General features: G+C 63.4%; 7 protein-coding genes. 5 read left to right on the top strand and 2 right to left on the bottom strand.

What is annotated here, in order from left to right; translation table 11 throughout:
* Nucleotides 1-53: 53 nt before the first annotated feature.
* Nucleotides 54-1,961 carry a heavy metal translocating P-type ATPase gene (locus OJ996_RS07245; RefSeq protein WP_264512741.1) on the top strand — a complete coding sequence of 636 codons (1,908 nt, stop codon included), beginning with the start codon at nt 54-56 and terminating at the stop codon, nt 1,959-1,961.
* A gap of 6 nt (nt 1,962-1,967) precedes the next feature.
* Here the strand turns inward: OJ996_RS07245 and OJ996_RS07240 are convergent, their stop codons facing one another.
* Together OJ996_RS07240 and OJ996_RS07235 are read right to left on the bottom strand one after the other, a co-directional pair.
* Nucleotides 1,968-4,913 carry a serine/threonine protein kinase gene (locus tag OJ996_RS07240; RefSeq protein ID WP_264512739.1) on the bottom strand — a complete coding sequence of 982 codons (2,946 nt, stop codon included), beginning with the start codon at nt 4,911-4,913 and terminating at the stop codon, nt 1,968-1,970.
* 158 nt (nt 4,914-5,071) lie between these two features.
* Nucleotides 5,072-5,983, bottom strand: a complete 912-nt coding sequence (locus tag OJ996_RS07235) for a hypothetical protein (protein ID WP_264512737.1) — start codon at nt 5,981-5,983, stop codon at nt 5,072-5,074.
* 125 nt (nt 5,984-6,108) lie between these two features.
* Between OJ996_RS07235 and OJ996_RS07230 the strand changes: the two genes are divergently transcribed.
* The 4 genes from OJ996_RS07230 to OJ996_RS07215 all read left to right on the top strand — a co-directional run bounded on the left by OJ996_RS07230 (nt 6,109) and on the right by OJ996_RS07215 (nt 17,669).
* Nucleotides 6,109-6,744, top strand: a complete 636-nt coding sequence (locus tag OJ996_RS07230) for a DNA-3-methyladenine glycosylase family protein (protein WP_264512735.1) — start codon at nt 6,109-6,111, stop codon at nt 6,742-6,744.
* A 189-nt stretch (nt 6,745-6,933) separates the two neighbouring features.
* The gene (locus OJ996_RS07225) at nt 6,934-10,026 is read left to right on the top strand and encodes a DUF5060 domain-containing protein (protein ID WP_264512733.1); all 3,093 of its coding nucleotides are present in this window, start codon (nt 6,934-6,936) and stop codon (nt 10,024-10,026) included.
* A gap of 246 nt (nt 10,027-10,272) precedes the next feature.
* On the top strand, nt 10,273-16,428 hold the full coding sequence (locus tag OJ996_RS07220; protein WP_264512731.1) for a PKD domain-containing protein: 6,156 nt from the start codon (nt 10,273-10,275) through the stop codon (nt 16,426-16,428).
* 314 nt (nt 16,429-16,742) lie between these two features.
* Nucleotides 16,743-17,669, top strand: a complete 927-nt coding sequence (locus OJ996_RS07215) for a PEP-CTERM sorting domain-containing protein (RefSeq protein ID WP_264512729.1) — start codon at nt 16,743-16,745, stop codon at nt 17,667-17,669.
* The last annotated feature ends 10 nt before the right edge of the window (nt 17,670-17,679 follow it).

The raw sequence follows: 17,679 nt of genomic DNA, 5'->3' as shown, positions 1-17,679 counted from the left end.
CGACTATTGCGTGGTCTTCCGGAGAAGATCGTCTAACATGACCGAGCGAATCCATGCACGATCACAACCATGGGCATGACCACGATCATGGGGAGCCCGGCTGGCCTTGGCTGCTGGGGTCCGCCATCATCTGCGGCTTGGCCACCATCGCCGGGGTGATCCTGCAACGGACCTCCGCGCCGCCGGAACTGGCGCTAGGGCTGTATGCAATGGCCTATCTGGCCGGGGGCTGGGAGGCGGCCTTGGATAGCCTGAGCAATCTGCGCCGCCTTCGCCTGGACATCCATTTCCTGATGCTGGCCGTGGCGGTAGGAGCAGCGATCATCGGAGCTTTCTGGGAAGGTGCGGCGCTGCTTTTCCTCTTCTCCCTGAGCGGGGCGCTGGAGGCCATGGCGATGGCCCGAACGGAGCGGGAGATCCGCAGTCTATTCAACGAAGCGCCGAAGCAAGCACTGGTGGTGCAAGGCGACGGCACGACCAAGGAAGTGGCGGTGAACGAGCTGGCCGCGGGCTTGAGGGTGCGGGTGCTACCCGGCGAGCAGTATCCGGCGGACGGCACGGTGCTGAGCGGCGAGAGTGCGGCGGATGAATCCTCCCTGACCGGTGAATCGCTGCCGGTGGAGAAGGCCACGGGCGACACGGTCTTCGGCGGCACGCTCAATACCTGGGGAGTGGTCGAGCTGCGGGTTTCGCGCGAGCCCGGGGATAGCGCTCATGCCCGGATCATCCGCCTGATCCGGGAAGCGCAGGCGAGCAAGGCACCCTCGCAGCGTTTCACCGATCGCTTCGGCACGAGCTATACGGTGGGCATCCTGGGGCTGTCGCTGGTGATGTTCTTGTGGTGGCACTTCGCCGCGGGGATCCCGGCCTTCTACTCGCACGGCGAGGGCCCTTCCGCTTTCTACCGCGCGATGACGCTGCTGGTGGTGTGTTCGCCCTGTGCGCTGGTGATCTCGATCCCCAGTGCGATCCTGGCGGGTATCGCGGCCGGTGCGAGGCGCGGCATCCTTTTCCGCGGCGGGGTGGCGGTGGAGAACTTGGCCACGGTGAATCGCCTGGCGGTCGACAAGACCGGCACGCTGACCAAGGGCGAACTGGAACTTCTATCCTGCGAGGCTTCGGTAGCAGGCAGGGAGGACGAGTTGATCGGCATCGCTGCGACGCTTTCGGAGAATTCCACGCATCCGCTGTCGCGGGCGATCGTGAAGGAGGCGATGCGGCGCAACCTGGGGACGAAGCGCGCTCTGAGCGATTTCGAATCGATCGCAGGTCAGGGCTTGGAAGGTAGGGTGGACGGGATCGAAGCGCGCCAGGGTCGACGCGCGATGTTCAGCGGCGATCCATGGCTAAGTGCTCTGCCCGATCCCGAGCCGGGGCTCACGGAAGTGCTCGTCGCGGCGGGTGATCTGAAAGGCCGCCTGCTGCTGCGCGATGCCCCGCGCGCGGAAGCCGCCCCGCTGATCCGCGAACTGGAGCAGCAGGGCATCCGCGTGACGATGCTCACCGGCGACCGCCAAGAGTCCGCGGCGGTGATCGCGAAGGAACTCGGCTTAGACGACTATCGCGCCGGACTCCACCCCGGCGACAAGGTAGCCGCCATTCAACAGTGGCGCGCGGAAGGAGAGAAAGTGGCGATGGCTGGCGACGGCGTGAACGATGCGCCGAGCCTGGCCGCGGCGGATATCTCGATCGGCATGGGCCTGCGTGGCAGCGATGCGGTGCTGGAACAGGCGGACATCGTGCTTACCCAGGATCGCCTGGAGCGGATCGTCGATGCGCTGAAGCTGAGCCGCCGCTGCCGCCGGATCATCCGCGAGAACCTCGCGATCTCGCTGGGAGTGGTCGTGCTGTTAGGCTTGGCCGCATTGGGCTCGCGGATCGCGCTGCCGATCGGCGTGCTCGGGCACGAGGGATCGACCGTGCTGGTGGTGCTGAACAGCCTGCGCCTGCTGTGGCGATGAAGCCGCCTAGCGTTTGCTGATCGTGGTCTTCTGGTGGTGGGAGTAAGGGCCTTCAATCATGATCCGGGAGTAAGGATTCGGGTGCCCGTCCAAGATGATGGTTGAGTCGACTCTGACCTCGAGGTCGATCAAATCCGTGAGCGAGCGATAACAGATCGCCTCCCCTTTCAGCTTCAAGTTCAGGGGCTTCTCACCATTCGCGGGAGTGCCTTGTCTGCCGGTCATGTCGAAGACCCATTTGAGCACCGCACAAGGAGTTCCTTGGACGTTCTTGATGTCGACGAACTCGATCGTGAAGCTGCCCTTGATCGCCTCCGCATAGAAGATCGCGGTGAGGAACTTCGGGTCCACCTTCCACTTGTCCCCGATCTTCCGCGGCGTGTCCGTGTAGATCCGGAAGTCGTGGTCCATGGCGTTCCGGCACAAGGTTTGCAGTGCATCGGTCTGGGCGGAGTTGGCCTTGCCCGATTCCAAGCCGGCTTGATACTTGTCATTCGAGAAGCGGAGCGACACGGGCACGCCGACCAGCGCATCCTTGTCCAAAGGCATGTCCTTCTCCTGTCCCGCAGTCGTCATCTTGCTGATGTTCTCCTCATTCTTGAGGAGATACCGCGCTTTATTCTCGGAGACATGATCCCAACGTTCCTCATTCCTGACCCTGCGGAAGAAAGCGCCTTCCAGTTTCTGGCCGTTGAACATGAGGTTCGTTCGGACACTCGTGATCTGGGACTGGCTTTTGACAGTGCGGGTCGTTCCTTTGGCCGGGATCAAGGCGTTCCGCGACGCTAGCACGTGACGCGCCGAGCGGGACGGGGTCACCACGGGAACCGGGTCGACCTTGGGCCGAGGTGGTTCCGGAGCAGGAGGCGGCGTGGTTTTCTCCGGGGTCTTGGCGGCGAGCTCGGCCGCCTTCTTCGCGTCGGTCTCGAGCCGCTCTTGCAAAGCCTTGAGCTGGGCGGCGCTTTCCTGCTCCGTCTTCAAGCGCTGGGCCTCGAAGCGTGCGGTCGCGTCCTTGCGGTCCTTTGCCGCGGAGATCATCAGGCCGAGAACGACCAGACACGCGACCCCGGCAATCGCCGCGGGCAAGACCCAGACCGGCCAAGCCTTCCGTGGCGGACGAGGCGGGGCAACCACAGGGAGCGCAGGAGGAGGCGCAGCGGGAATCTCCGGCGCAGAAACAGGCAGCGGCGGCACTTCCGCCACGGCCACCGGCACAGGTGCTGCGGCAGGCTCCTGCTTCGGCGCGCGACGCGGTTGTATCTCCAATTTCGAGAGCCGCTCCACCAAGGTGGACACAAGCAGATCCGGATCCCCGCCGGCCAAGACCTTCGCGAGCATGTGGTTCCCTGCTTCCGAAAGGCCTGACACCATCACATAGCCGCTGGTGGTGAAGTAAGACGCATAGGGCGGACTGCCTCCCGAGATCAGGCGGTAGATCAGCGCGGCGAAGCGGGCTGCCGGGTTCGCAGGTCCCGCGGTCGAGATATCGAGAGTTCCCGCGGCGTCCTGATCGCCGTCCGTTTGGAAGGAGGGCAAGCTCGTGGCAGAGCCGGGATCGACATCGGCCCAACTACTGAAGGCCGCCATCCCACTCTCTCCGCCATGACTGGAGACCCGGATATCCGCCAGCTCCAAGCGGATGCCACGGGTCGTGCGGGCCACGCTCGCATCAAAGGATTTGGCAAGCACCGTCAGGAGCGGAAACGCATCCTGGGCACGGGCAGCTCCGAACTTCCGCAACAGATCCAGCAAGCTCTGACCACTCGGCAGGGTGGCGATGAAGTAGTCCTCATTCGCCGAGGAACACCAATCGAGCATGCGATAGCACCCGAAGTCTTCCCGGGCGGCAGCGGCAGCGCGGAAGCCCTCGCGGGTTTCCGGACTCATGCCTGCCTCCGCCGTGATCGCCGCCACGGTCTCACCGCTGGCCATGTGCTTGGCACGATAGATCGCGGCTTGAGCCATCTTGACGATCAGGTCGCTGCCGGGGTTCGGGATCGAATAGGTCTCGTCGTAAGTCGCGGGGCTGCCGGTCACCTGCGCGGCCGAGGCGGCGACCTGCGAGGAAGTCTGAAGCACGCCGTCCGTGATCCGCCCAACCAAGGTCCGCGCATCAGGGAAGCGGTCCTCGGGACGCTTCGCCAAAAGTCCGAGCAAGATCTCGCGGGCTTCCGGATCCAAGTCCGCGGGGAACTCGTTCGCGTAATCGGAGCGCAGCCGCTCCGCAATCACCTGGGCTCGCGGCTGCTTCGCGAAAGGATTCGCCCCGATCAGCAACCACCACAGCGTGATGCCGAGCGAGTAGAGATCCGAGCGTGCATCGAGCTTCACGGAGAGCAGTTGCTCCGGGCTTGCGGTGGTGTCGTTGAAAACCCCGTGGGAGCCATGGGAAAGACTCAGCTTCGATCCCTCCACGGCACCCTGCGGCGGCTGGAGGATGCCGAAATCGATCAGCTTCACCTGCTGCTCGGGCCATGGCTCGGCCAGCACCAGATTGGCAGGCTTGATATCGCGATGAAGCATGCCGCGCTCGTGCGCATACGCCAGTGCTTCCGCGACCTGAAGCAGGATCCAGCGCGCCACCGGCCAGGACAGCGGACCTTCCCGGGCGACGAGCTCTTCCAAGTTGCCACCCTTGCAGAACTCCATCGCATAATAGAAATAACCTTCGTCCGGCCGATCCTGATATTCGAAGACGACCGCAATGCCATGGTGCTGCATCTTCGCCAGCGCCTTCACTTCGCCGATGAACCTGGCGGTCTCCCTCTCGGCCCCCTGGCCTTTCCCGCGCACGGCATCATCGCGGATGACCTTGAGCGCGCAGACCCGGTCCAAAGACCGGTGGCGGACCTTGTAAGTGGTGCCGAAAGAGCCTTGCCCCAGAACCCAAGGCTCGCCTTGGTCGTTCTGGAGAACTTCGAAAGACTCGAAATGCAAGGGGGAGGAAGCCATGGATCCTTCCGGGACTGAAGGAGCTTTCGCTCGCAATCTGTGATCTTAGGGAGCGGACCGCCGCGGTCAAGGCAACCCGGCAGGCGGTGGGCGGCAAAACGCCCGCCGGATCTAGCGGCGGGCGTTTCATCAAAGGAGTTCCTTGGATAGAGGAAAGCTCAGTTCTTCTTAACCGTGGCCTTCTGATGAAGGTTGAACGGGCCCTCCACATTCATCTTCACCTGCGGAGCGGGGCTGCCTTCCATGGTCATGGTCGAGGTGATCTTGGCATCGAGATCCGTCTTGTCCGCCAAGGAACGATGCGAGATGGCCTCACCCTTGATCTTCACGGTCATGGCCGGCTCGCCTTCGCCTTCCGCTTCGGTCTTGCCGGAGATGTCGAACACCGACTTGAGCACGGCACAGGGAGTGCCTTGGAAATCCTTCACCTCCACGAACTCGATCGAGTAGGTCCCGCTCAGGTCCGAGGCCTCGCCGAAGGCGCCGAGCGACTTGGGATCGACATCCCACTTGTCACCCACCTTGCGCGGGGCATCGCCATACATGCCGAAGTCGCTGTCCTTCTCCACCGTCTCGGCGAGCTTCTCGAGCGCCTTGGTCTGCTCCGAAGTGGCAGTGCCGGATTCCAGGCTCGCGGCGTATTTGCCATCCTTCAGTTCGACAATCACGGGCACGCCGACGAGAGCGTCCTTCTCTTCCGGGATGGGCTGATCCTGACCGGCGACGTTCATCGCACCGCCCACCGTCTTGCTTTCAAGCGTGCGGCGCGCCTTGTTGTCGGCCACGTGCTCCCACTTCTCCACGCTGCTCTCGCTGCGGGTCATGGAGCCTTCCATGGTTTGGCCGGCGGCCTCGATCTTCATTTTGGCCTCCTTCATGTCGCCGCTGCTCTCCACCGTGTGGGTCACACCTTTCGCGGGGATCTTGCCGCCTTTGCCGGCGAGCACGTGGGACTGGGACTTCGCCTCTTCCGCGGTGGCGGCTCCACCCCCTTCGGTCTTCGATTTTTCTCCGCAGGAGCTGAGCGCGAGGCTGGCGCCGAGCAAGGTTCCGATGGCAAGTTTTCTCATGGTTGGGAGATATGATCCGGCCTGCCCGAAGATGGAAAGAACATTGTGCCCACAAGTTCGCAAGGTAACAGCAGCGGGCTTGCGATTTGCAAAGGCCCGGAGATGCTGCGAAATCCTCGCGCGCCATGTCTCCGATCCACGACCCGGCCCTCGCCCACTTGCGGAAATCCTGCCCTTCGATGAAGGCGCTGATCCGGCGTATCGGGCCCTGCCTGATGGAAACCCACGGCACCCGCTCACCCTTCCAATCGCTGGTCAGCGCCGTGGCTCATCAGCAGCTGAATGGAAAGGCGGCCGCCACGATTCTGGGACGCTTCCAGAATCTATTCCCGCGCGGCCGCTTCCCGACTGCGAAGTCGCTCGCCATGGTGAGCGATGAGCAACTGCGCGGGGTGGGATTCTCACGGGCCAAGGCGGCAGCGATCCGCGACATCGCCGAGAAGTCCCTGTCCGGGATCGTGCCGGGCTCGAAGGCGATCGCGCTGCTTTCCGACGAAGAGATCATCGCGCGGCTCACCCAAGTTCGCGGCGTGGGCCGCTGGACCGTGGAGATGCTGCTGATGTTCACCCTCGGCCGTCCCGACGTGTGGCCGGTGGATGACTACGGGGTGCGCACCGGCTACAAGATCGCCTATGGCTTGCCGGAACTGCCATCGCCGAAGGAACTCCACGGTCTGGGAGAGAGGTTCCGGCCCTTCCGTTCGGTAGCGGCATGGTATCTCTGGCGAGCGACGGACACGAACCGCTCGCCGGAGGACTGAGAGTCGCCGCCCGCGTGAAATGCCCCGCTTTTTTGCTCCTTTTGGGGGCGTTAGGGTGATTATTCCTTGCTATCTCAAGGATTCGGCACGATTCGCGCAGCGTCGGAGGCCCCCTTTCCTTCCCCCTGACCGATGTTTTCCCCCTCACCACGGGCCCCCCGGCCCGCTCTGGCTTCGTTCTGTCGCGCCATGCTGGTAGCGACCGCAGGAGCACTATGCCCCTGCCCCGAGGCCGAAGCCCAGCAAGGCTCGGTGCTGCCGCCAAGCGGCGAGTTGAAGACTTGGCACAAGGTCACGATCGACTTCATGGGCCCGGAAACCGCGGAGACGGCCACTCCGAATCCCTTCACCGACTACCGCCTGGACGTGGCCTTCACCCACACGGCCAGCGGACGGACCCTGCTGGTCCCCGGCTACTACGCGGCGGACGGGAATGCGGCCAACAGCTCGGCGGAGACCGGTCATGTCTGGCGAGTGCACCTCGCACCGGATGCGGAAGGCGAATGGACATGGGCGGCTTCATTCCGGACGGGCGCGAACGTGGCGACCAGCGAGGATCCGCAGGCGGGCGCGAGCGCGGCCTACTTCGACGGCTCGAGCGGATCCTTCTCGATCGCACCAAGCGACAAAACGGGCCGCGACATGCGCGCCAAGGGCCGCTTGGACTATGTCGGCAAGCACCACCTGCGCCACGCGGGCACGGGCCGCTACTTCATGAAAGCGGGCACGGACTCTCCCGAAAACCTGCTGTCCTACGCGGACTTCGACGGCGACTTCAAAACGGACGACGAGGAAGACGAGCTGGTAAAGACCTACGCGCCCCACGTGGCCGACTGGCAGGAAGGCGATCCGGTGTGGCAGGGCGACAAGGGCAAGGGCCTGATCGGTGCGATCAACTCCCTCGCCTCCGAAGGACTGAACGCCTTCTCCTTCTTGACCATGAACATCGAGGGGGATGACCGGAACGTCTTCCCCTACCTGAACTACGACGAGCGGGACCGCATGGATGTCTCGCGGCTCGACCAGTGGGAGATCATCTTCGAGCACGGCACGAGCAAGGGCTTCTATCTCCACTTCAAGACCCAGGAAACCGAGAACGAGCTGATGCTCGACAACGGGAACATGGGCAACCGCCGGAAGCTCTACTACCGCGAGTTGATCGCACGCTTCAGCCATCACCTGGCGCTGAACTGGAACCTCGGCGAGGAGATCAACAATGCCTCCCTCGCGCAGAAGGCGGCATGGGCGCAGTACTTTCACGACAAGGATCCCTACCGCCACCCGATCGTGATCCACAACGGGGCGAGCCACTTCGAGATGATGGGCAGCGCCTCCGTTCTAACAGGCTTCTCGCTGCAGATGAACGAGTCGAACTTCAGCGACACCTTCTATCAAGTTCGGCGCTACGTGAACCGCTCGGAGGACTTCGGACGGCCATGGGTGATCGCTTGCGACGAGCCGGGCGACTCGCGCCGGAGCGTGCGACCCGACCACGATCCGGGAAACAGCCACCGCGATGCGCGGCGCGACGCGCTGTGGGCAACGGCGCTGGCAGGCGGCGCGGGCTGCGAATTCTATTTCGGCTACGATTATCCGGAATCCGACATGACGCTGCAGGACTTCCGCAGCCGGGATGTCTTCTGGGACAACTGCCGCCACTTCCTGCAATTCTTCGAGGCGAATCGTTTCCCCTTCGAGGAGATGACCAACCACAACGAGTTGGTCACGGCGAACGGCGACAATGCGAACCGCTGCTTGGCGAAGATCGGCAACTGCTACCTGGTGCAACTCCGCGACGGAGGAAGCCATAGTCTGGACCTCAGCGGGGTGAGCGGATCCTTCACCACGCTCTGGTTCAACCCGCGCACGGGAGCAGCACCGGTGGAAGGCCCCGTGATCGAGGCCGGAGCCTGGGTTGCCCTCGGAGCTCCGCCCGATACCCCGACGGAAGACTGGATCGTGCTGGTTCGCTCCACGGGCGGCGGCAGTTGGACGAACTATCCACCCCAGGTCGATGCAGGCCCGGACAAGGCGGTCTTCCTCAATGAAGGCCTCGCCGAGGTCACGCTGAACGGCACGGTAAACGACGACGGGCTGCCCGATGTCTTCTCGCTCACGCGGACTTGGACGATGCTCTCCGGACCGCAAGCGGTGGATTTCTCCACCACCAACACGGCAAGCACCGTGGCCCACTTCACCGCTCCCGGTGCCTACGTGCTGGGCCTCGTGGTCAGCGATACGGAGTTCACCGTTTCCGATCAGGTGACGGTGCTCGTGAGCCAACCGGAAGGCGGCATGACCTTGGTGTATGGGCCGGCCGATGACGCCTATCTGGACGACGGGACCGGTGTGGACAGCGAGTTCCTGCGGGTGGAAAACAGCAGCCGGGTGCGGCAGAGCTTTTTGAAGTTCGATCTTACCGCCTTGGATGAAGAACCCGCGGATGCCGCGTTGGAACTCACCGGAGCGGACATCGAGACCGACGGCCAGGTTTCGCTGAAGCTCTATGCGGCGGCAGGCGATGCCTGGAGCGAGGAATTGCTCGATTCTGCCAGCGCACCGACGAAGGGCCCCCTGCTCGCAAGCTTCAACGGGATGAGCGGCGAAGGTGTAAGGATCCGCTTCGAGCTCGGTGAGCATGTCACCGCAGCGGGAACCTACGGGTTCATCGTGGAAACGGATTCGGGTGCAAAGGACGCGGTCTTCGCGTCCAAGGAATACGAGATCGCAGCAGACCGGCCGCGCCTGATCGTGACCACGAAGCCGAACTCCCCGCCGCTTGCCGCAGCCTTTACGGCAGCAACGCTGGAAGATCTGCCCTTGGTAATCCCCCTGCCGGAACTCCTCGCGGGAAGCTCGGATCCGGACGGCGATCCCGTCTCGCTGGTGGCGGAGGGCGGTAGCACCTCGGAGGGCGGTGAAGTGACCATCTCCGGGGAAGCTCTGAGCTACACACCGCCGATCGACTTCTTCGGTCCGGACAGCTTCTCCTTCCTCGTGGAGGATGGCCGCGGCGGATTCGCCAGTGCCCTGCTCACGCTGCACGTGGTGCCCTCCGACCTGATGCAGAATCAAGCGCCGGAGCTGGATCTCTCGCTGCCGCCGGGGCCGAAGCTGAAGCTCACGGGGGTACCGGGAATGCTTTACTCGATCTGGCGCTCCCCTGATCTGCAAGAATGGGAAGCTGTGGGGAACAAGCGTGCGGGAAGCGGAGGAGAGCTGCAGTGGCAGGATCCGGATCCTTTGCCGGGCAAGGGATTCTACCGTGTCGAGGGGCCTTGAGCCGACATCCGCAGAATCGGGAGATACGGAAATTCACCCGGGGGAATATCGCGAATGTTAGTCTTTTTTACTCGCGGATGATCCGGATGAGGCGTAGTTACAGGTCTTTACTTTGCACAGACACCTACTCCGGTTTCCCCTGGCCGCAGGTCTGTGAAAGAGCCCGCCTCCTTGGATTCATGCCCGGGGCGGTTTCGCGCCCGTCACTTCAGTAATATTGATTTTCAGATAAACATTACATAGCTCATGTCGCCACTTCGAGCCTTGTTTGCCTTCACCGGGATGGTCTCGGTCGCCACCGCTGCGGTGGGACCGAACGACGTGTATCAGGAATCCGGCGGGATCGTCGTGATGGAAGCGGAACGGACGCCTTCCTCATTAGGCACGGGCACCGACCGCTGGGAGACCCACACGCCGGGAGAAACGAATTACGTGAACGGCGCGGTGCAGGATGCGCATCTGGAGTTCCAAGGAAACTCCTCGAACGGCGGGGATGCCAAGACACCGCTGACCTACAAGTTCCAGATCAACCAGAGCGGCTACTACCACCTGCACATCCGCGCGCGGGCGCGGCTGGATGGCGCGCCGAGCGACAAGAACAACGACTGCTACGTCAAGATGGCGACGATCAGCGGCACCGACTTCGGTCCCGGGCCGAACCCCGGGACCGGCAATCTGAACGATGCGCCCAAGAGCCTGCTGACCGCGAACACCAAGATGTATGGCGGCTCCCCCACCAGCTGGGGCTGGGCCAACCAGCTCGACGCGATCACCAACAAGCGCTGGCCGGTCTACAATTTCCACGCGGGATCGGTCTACCAGCTCACGATTTCCGGCCGCTCGATCAAGTTCAACATGGACCGGATCGTCCTGCGGCGCTCGACGATCCTCGACACGAGCGCGAAGTCCACGGCGATCCCCGAGTCCGTGCTGAATACGCCCGGTAGCACCACGCCCACGGTGGCGAAGATCACTCTCGTCAACGCCGATACCGATCGGGATGCCGCAGTGTTGACCGATGGCGGGACGATCAAACTGGCCACGATGGGGCCGAACCTGAATCTGCGCGCGGATACCTATCCGCCGATCATCGGCTCAGTACGTTTCAACCTGAACGGGAATCCGAATCACAAGCTGGAGAGCCGTGCGCCCTACACCATCGGCGGCGACAATGTGTGGGATGACTATCTGCCATGGACCCCCTCCGTGGGGAATCACACACTGACCGTAACGCCCTACTCCGCAGCGGATGGCGGCGGCAGCGCGGGAGCACCGGTGACGATCAACTTCACCGTGATCAATCAAGCGAGCGCCGGAGCCCCGGTGGCCAATGCCGGTGCGGACCGGAGCCTCATCCTGCCGACATCATCGCTCGCCCTCGGCGGTTCGGGCAGCGACAGCGGCGGCTCGATCACCGGCTACAAGTGGGACATGGTCGCCGGTCCGGCACCCGTCGCATGGTCGAACAGCTTGGCCGCCAGCCCCACGATCTCCGATCTGATCCAAGGCACCTACCGCTTCCGCCTCACCGTGACGGACAACAGTGGCCTGAGCGGATACGACGACATGACCGTGACGGTCACTCCTGCTACAAACGCACCGGTGGTGAATGCCGGGCCGGACAAGGCGGTGACCCTGCCGACCAACTCCGTCTCCATGAGCGCGACGGCAAGCGATCCGGAGGATGCCATCTATGCTTACCTTTGGTCCCAGATGTCCGGGCCGAACTGGGTTTCGCGTACCGGCGAAAGCAGCCTGAACTTCACCGCCTCCAACCTGATCGAGGGCACCTACATCTTCCGCCTGAAGGTCTATAGCGAAAGCGGTTTGATCGGTGCGGACGACGTGACGGTGACCGTGGCGGGAGCGACGGGTGTGCCGATCGCGAATGCCGGAGTCGACAAGGCGATCACGCTGCCGACGAACTCGGTGGTCCTGAATGGCACGGGCACGGATACCGGCGGCTCCATCTCCAACTATGCCTGGACCCAAGTCAGCGGCGCGGGCACGGCGAGCCTCTCCGGCAACACGACGGCAAACCTCACCGCGTCCTCGCTGCTGGCGGGCACCTACGTCTTCCGCCTCACTGTGACCGATAACAGCGGGCTCACCGCCAGCGACGAAGCCGTGGTGACCGTCTCGGCCGGATCGAGTGCCCCGGTGGCAAACGCGGGGGCGGACAGGGCGGTCACGCTGCCGACGAACTCGGTAGTTCTGAATGGGTCGGGCACGGATACCGGCGGGTCCATCTCCAGCTATGCCTGGACCCAGGTAAGCGGCCCCAACACTGCGAGCCTTTCCGGCAACACGACGGCGAACCTCACCGCTTCGTCGCTGGTGGCGGGAAGCTATGTCTTCCGCCTCACCGTGACCGACAACAGCGGCCTGATCGCAAGCGATGACGCGACAGTCACGGTTTCCGCGGGATCCGGGGCCCCGGTGGCAAGTGCGGGACCGGACGTGGTGATCACCCTGCCGAACAATTCAGTGGTTTTGAGTGGATCGGGCACGGATACCGGCGGCTCGATCTCCAGCTACGCCTGGACCCAGGTAAGTGGTCCGAACACGGCAACCCGCTCGGGACAAGCAACGGCGAATCTGACCGCTTCCGGCCTGGTGCAGGGAGCCTATGTCTTTCGCCTGACCGTGACCGACAACAGCGGCCTCACGGCTTCCGACGATGCGATCGTGACGGTGAATGCTTCCGGCAGCAGCGGCCAGTCCGTGACCACGCTGATGCTGATCAATGCCGATACGGATCAAGCGATCGGCCCGATGAGCACCGGCATGACCATCGACCTCGCGGTCACGCCGAACTTGAGCGTGCGCGCCGACACCTCGCCGAATCCCGTGGGATCGGTCCGCTTCTCCTACGATGACATTAGTAATTTGCGGACCGAGAGCGGCCCGCCCTATACCATCAACGGTGATGTGGGCGGAGTCGACTACACCGCATGGGTACCGGCGCTGGGGACCCACACTCTAACGGCCACACCCTACACCCAGTCCGCAGGGGCGGGAGCGGCAGGCACGCCGCTCACCGTGGTCTTCACCGTGATCAACAGCACGATCTCCGGCATCCCGGTGGTGAACGCGGGTGCGGACAAGACCATCGTGCTACCGACCTCGAGTGCCAGCTTCAACGGAAGCGCCAGCGACTCGGATGGCACCATCGCCTCACACCTCTGGACGCAGCTCAGCGGGCCGAACACAGCCGGCCTATCCGGAAACACGACGGCGAATCTCACGGCCTCCGGGTTGGTGCAGGGCACCTACATCTTCCGCTACCGCGCCACCGACAATGCGGGCAATAGCGCGAGCGACGATGTCTCCGCCTTCGTGCTACCGGATAGCGGCGGCACGGCGCAGATCACCGGCGAGCTAAAGAAGTGGCACAAGGTCACGCTGAACTTCACCGGGCCGAACACCAGCGAGACGGCCACGCCGAATCCTTTCACCGACTACCGGCTGAACCTGACCTTCTCGCATCCCGGCAGCGGCAAGAGCTATGTGGTGCCCGGCTACTTCGCGGCGGACGGCAATGCCGGCAATACCGGGGCGAACTCCGGCAATATCTGGCGGGCCCACTTTGCCCCGGACGAGACCGGGCTGTGGACTTACACCGCATCCTTCCGCAGCGGCACGAACGTGGCCACCATCGCAGGCGGAACCGCAGGGGCCGGGGCCGGCTTCTTCGATGGTGACAGCGGCAGCTTCACCATCGCCGCCACGGACAAGAGTGGCACCGACTTCCGCGGCAAGGGGCGCCTGGAGTATGTAAACCAGCACCACCTCCGTTTCGCCGGGACCGGCGATTACTTCATGAAGATGGGGGTGGACGCGCCGGAGAACCTGCTAGCCTACGCGGACTTCGACGGCGACTTCAAGACCGACGGCCAAGGCGACACCTTGATCAAGGATTGGGCTCCGCACGTGGCCGATTGGCAGACCGGCGATCCAACCTGGGGTAGCGGCAGGGGCAAGGGCCTGATCGGTGCGATCAACTATCTGGCCTCCGAAGGCCTGAACGCTTTCTCCTTCCTGACCATGAACATCGACGGGGATGACAAGAACGTCTTCCCTTACACGAGCTACAGCGAGCGCACGCGGCTGGATGTCTCGAAGCTCGACCAGTGGGAAGTCGTCTTCGAACACGGCACCCGCAAGGGCATGCACATGAACTTCAAGACCCAGGAAACCGAGAACGAGCTGATGCTCGACAGCGGCGAGACGGGCACCCAACGCAAGCTCTACTACCGCGAGCTGATCGCGCGCTTCGGCCACCACCCGGCCTTGAATTGGAATCTGGGTGAAGAGATCAACGACGCCAGCTCCAACCAAAAGAAGTCTTGGGCGCAGTACTTCCACGACAACGATCCTTACAAGCACCCGATCGTGATTCACAACGGGGCGAACCACTACGACCTGCTTGGTAGCGGCTCGAAGTTGACCGGCTTCTCGCTGCAATTGAACGCCTCCGACTTCACCGACATGTTCGCGATGACCAAGGACTACATCGACCGCTCGGAAGATGCCGGGCGCCCTTGGGTGGTGGCCTGCGACGAACCGGGAGACGCGCGGCTCTCGCTGCGGCCGGACAACGACCCGGGTAACAGCCACATCGATGCCCGCAAGAACGCGATCTGGGGCAACATCATGGCCGGCGGTGCGGGCTGTGAATTCTACTTCGGCTACGACAAGCCGAACTCGGATCTCACCTGCAATGATTTCCGCAGCCGCGACGCCTTCTGGGATTACTGCCGCTACACGCTGAACTTCATCCGCGAGAACAGTATCCCCTTCGAGCAAATGACCAATCGCAACTCGCTGGTCAGCGGCTACGGCAACAATGCGAACCGCTGCCTGGCCAAGCCGGGGGACACCTATCTGGTGCAACTGCACGGCGGCGGCGGCCACACGCTGAACCTAAGCGGCGTGACCGGCACTTACACGGTGAAGTGGTTCAACCCGCGCACGGGTGCGGCGCTGGTGAACGGTCCAACCGTCAGCGGCGGCGGCACGGTGAGCTTGGGCTCGCCCCCGGACACCACCACGCAGGATTGGGTGGCGCTCGTCCGCAACACCAGCACCGGCGGCGGCGCGACCAACGCAGCTCCGGTGGTAAGCGCGGGTGCCGACAAGTCCGCTTTCCTGAGCGATGGACCGGTAAATGTCAGCCTGAGCGGCACGGTGACCGACGACGGTCTGCCCGCGGGGGTCACCCCGAGCCGGTCCTGGACTTTTGTTTCCGGACCGGCGGCGGTCACGCTGACCGACGCCAACACGGCGACCGCCACCGCGACCTTCACCGAGCTGGGCGCCTACGTCCTGCGCTTCAGTTCCTCCGATAGCCTGCTCTCCGCGAGCGATGACATCACCGTGACCATTCTGCCTCCGGCCAGCAGCGGCCAGCGGACCTTTGAAGCGGTGCACGACGCCTACACCGACAGCGGCGCGAACAACAACCTGACCCAGCTCCGGGTGGAGAACTCGGGCACGCGCACGCGGATCAGCTACCTGCAGTTCGACCTCGGCAGCCTGAGCGACTCGCCTTCCAATGCCGTGCTGAAGCTGACGGAGGGGGACGATACCTCCGGCGGCACCATGACCTTGCGGCTCTACGCCGCGCAGTCGAATGCTTGGACGGAGAGCACGATCACCAGCGCCAGCTCGCCCGCGAAAGGAGCCCTGCTGGCCAGCTTCACCGGCGACGTCGCGGAGGGACAGGTCGTCGAGTTCGACGTCTCCGCCGGCGTGATCTCCCCCGGCGTCTACAGCTTCATCCTGGAGGCCGATAGCGTGGCCCGCGACGTCTCTTTCGCGTCCGCCGAGAATGCCACGGTCTCCGCCCGGCCGGTGCTGGTCGTGGGCACGGGCGCGAACGCGGCTCCGAACTTCGCCGGCTTCTCGACCTTCACCCCGGTGAACAATCCCAGCCTCATCTCTTATACCCTCTTGCTAGGCGGGGTCAGCGACCCCGATGGCGATCCGGTGAGCGTGGTGATCGCCAGCGGCAGCAGCTCGGCGGGTGGCTATGTCTCGATGGGCGCGAGCAGCCTGACCTACACACCGCCGATCGACTACAGGGGCACGGACAGCTTCCCGGTGACCGTGCAGGATGGCCGGGGCGGCTTCACCTCCGCCGATATCGTGTTTACGGTGGAGCCGGAGGACGGGATCACCGGGCTCGGTTCCCCGTCGCTCGAACGGCTGAGCGGGAATCAGGCACGGGTTCGCTTCCACGGGATGCCAGGGATCCAATATTCCTTCCAGCGCTCCACCAATTTGAGCCAGTGGTTTACGATCCACAGCGTGACCGCTGGAGTCGATGGAGTGGTGGAACACATCGATCTATCCCCGCCGCCGGGAGGCCGTGCCTATTACCGTGTCTCCAGCCCTTGATGGTGGAAGAGGGCTAGGATAAGGAGCCGCTAAAAGTTTTTTGGTTCGGGTTACTTAACCTAATTCCATCGATTAATTTAAGTTAAGTATTTCCGCGGGAAATAGGGCACCTACGTGATCGCGTAGGTGCCAAGCACGCTTTTTACAGCTATAAGGGAGACGCTGTCGCCTCCTAGCTTTCCCTTTCCTCCCGGACTTCAGGTGTGTGAATCACCCGTTTTCAAGGGGTTGGGTGGATGGCGGGGTAATTTGTCCCTTGAAAAATTTATAAGGTCCGTTAGAAGGCCTTCGCTGTTTCAGCCCCCCCACGTCCCATGAAGCTAGCCACCTCTCTGCTTTGCGCCTTGGTCGCCTATCCCGCGTCGTCTCTCGCGACCGTGATTAACTTCGACTTCAACGTGCGTCTTCCCGGCGATGACGATTCCAATGTCGTGCCCGATACCTACAACGGCTTCGGAGCGGCACCGGATAGTGTCGGCAATACCTATTGGAACAGCGTGCGGCGCACCAGCAGCGGCAATGTTTCAAGCTCGGCCGCGATCAACAACGGCCCCGCGGGTGGCGGTCCGATCCGCGATTCCTCCGGCGTGGCGACCACGGTGGATATCTTGCTCACCTCGACGGGCTCCGGCTCCACGGAGACCAACATCGGCCAGCAGCGCAGCCTGCCCTCCGAAACCCGTCACCAAGAGCTGGGCAACTCCCTCGGCTACGAGGATCTGATGGCCGACTACCTGCAACTGGATGCTCCCGGTGCCGATTCCGCAGGCAGTCTGGGGACCATCAACGGCACGATCACCGGGCTTGTTTCCGGGACGAGCTACGAGATTTACTTCTACGGCCAAGGCCAGCTCTACGGGTCCAATGCCAATGGCGGCACCACCACTTCCGGAGCCAACAGTTTCTTCGCCATCACGAATGCTGCTCACGATACGATTACCGGTCCGAGCGGGCAGACGGGTTGGGACGGAACCCAAGGCGGCGACGGTAGTCTGACGGAAGGCATCGAGTACGTGAGGCTCGTGGCCGTAGCCGACGGCAGCGGGAACATCCACTTCATCTGGCAGAACGTCATCGCGGGCCTGAATGTGACCACCGATGCAGCACCCGACGGCTCCGGCGGCTCCTCGGATCTCGCCGCTCTGAACGGAATCCAGATCCGCACCGTGGTGCCGGAACCTTCCGCTGCCCTTCTCGGCGGCTTGGGCCTGCTTGGCTTGCTGATTCGCCGCCGGCGCTAAGGGGCTCCCC

The organism is Luteolibacter rhizosphaerae, from assembly GCF_025950095.1.
GTDB lineage: Bacteria > Verrucomicrobiota > Verrucomicrobiia > Verrucomicrobiales > Akkermansiaceae > Haloferula > Haloferula rhizosphaerae.
This window is presented reverse-complemented; position numbering and strand designations above follow the sequence as displayed.

Excerpts from the sequence above, each read along its gene's own strand:
- OJ996_RS07215 (WP_264512729.1), top strand. The coding sequence starts at position 16,743 with ATGAAGCTAGCCACCTCTCTGCTTTGCGCCTTGGTCGCCTATCCCGCG.
- OJ996_RS07245 (WP_264512741.1), top strand. The coding sequence starts at position 54 with ATGCACGATCACAACCATGGGCATGACCACGATCATGGGGAGCCCGGC.
- OJ996_RS07235 (WP_264512737.1), bottom strand. The coding sequence starts at position 5,983 with ATGAGAAAACTTGCCATCGGAACCTTGCTCGGCGCCAGCCTCGCGCTC.
- OJ996_RS07230 (WP_264512735.1), top strand. The coding sequence starts at position 6,109 with ATGTCTCCGATCCACGACCCGGCCCTCGCCCACTTGCGGAAATCCTGC.
- OJ996_RS07240 (WP_264512739.1), bottom strand. The coding sequence starts at position 4,913 with ATGGCTTCCTCCCCCTTGCATTTCGAGTCTTTCGAAGTTCTCCAGAAC.
- OJ996_RS07225 (WP_264512733.1), top strand. The coding sequence starts at position 6,934 with ATGCTGGTAGCGACCGCAGGAGCACTATGCCCCTGCCCCGAGGCCGAA.
- OJ996_RS07220 (WP_264512731.1), top strand. The coding sequence starts at position 10,273 with ATGTCGCCACTTCGAGCCTTGTTTGCCTTCACCGGGATGGTCTCGGTC.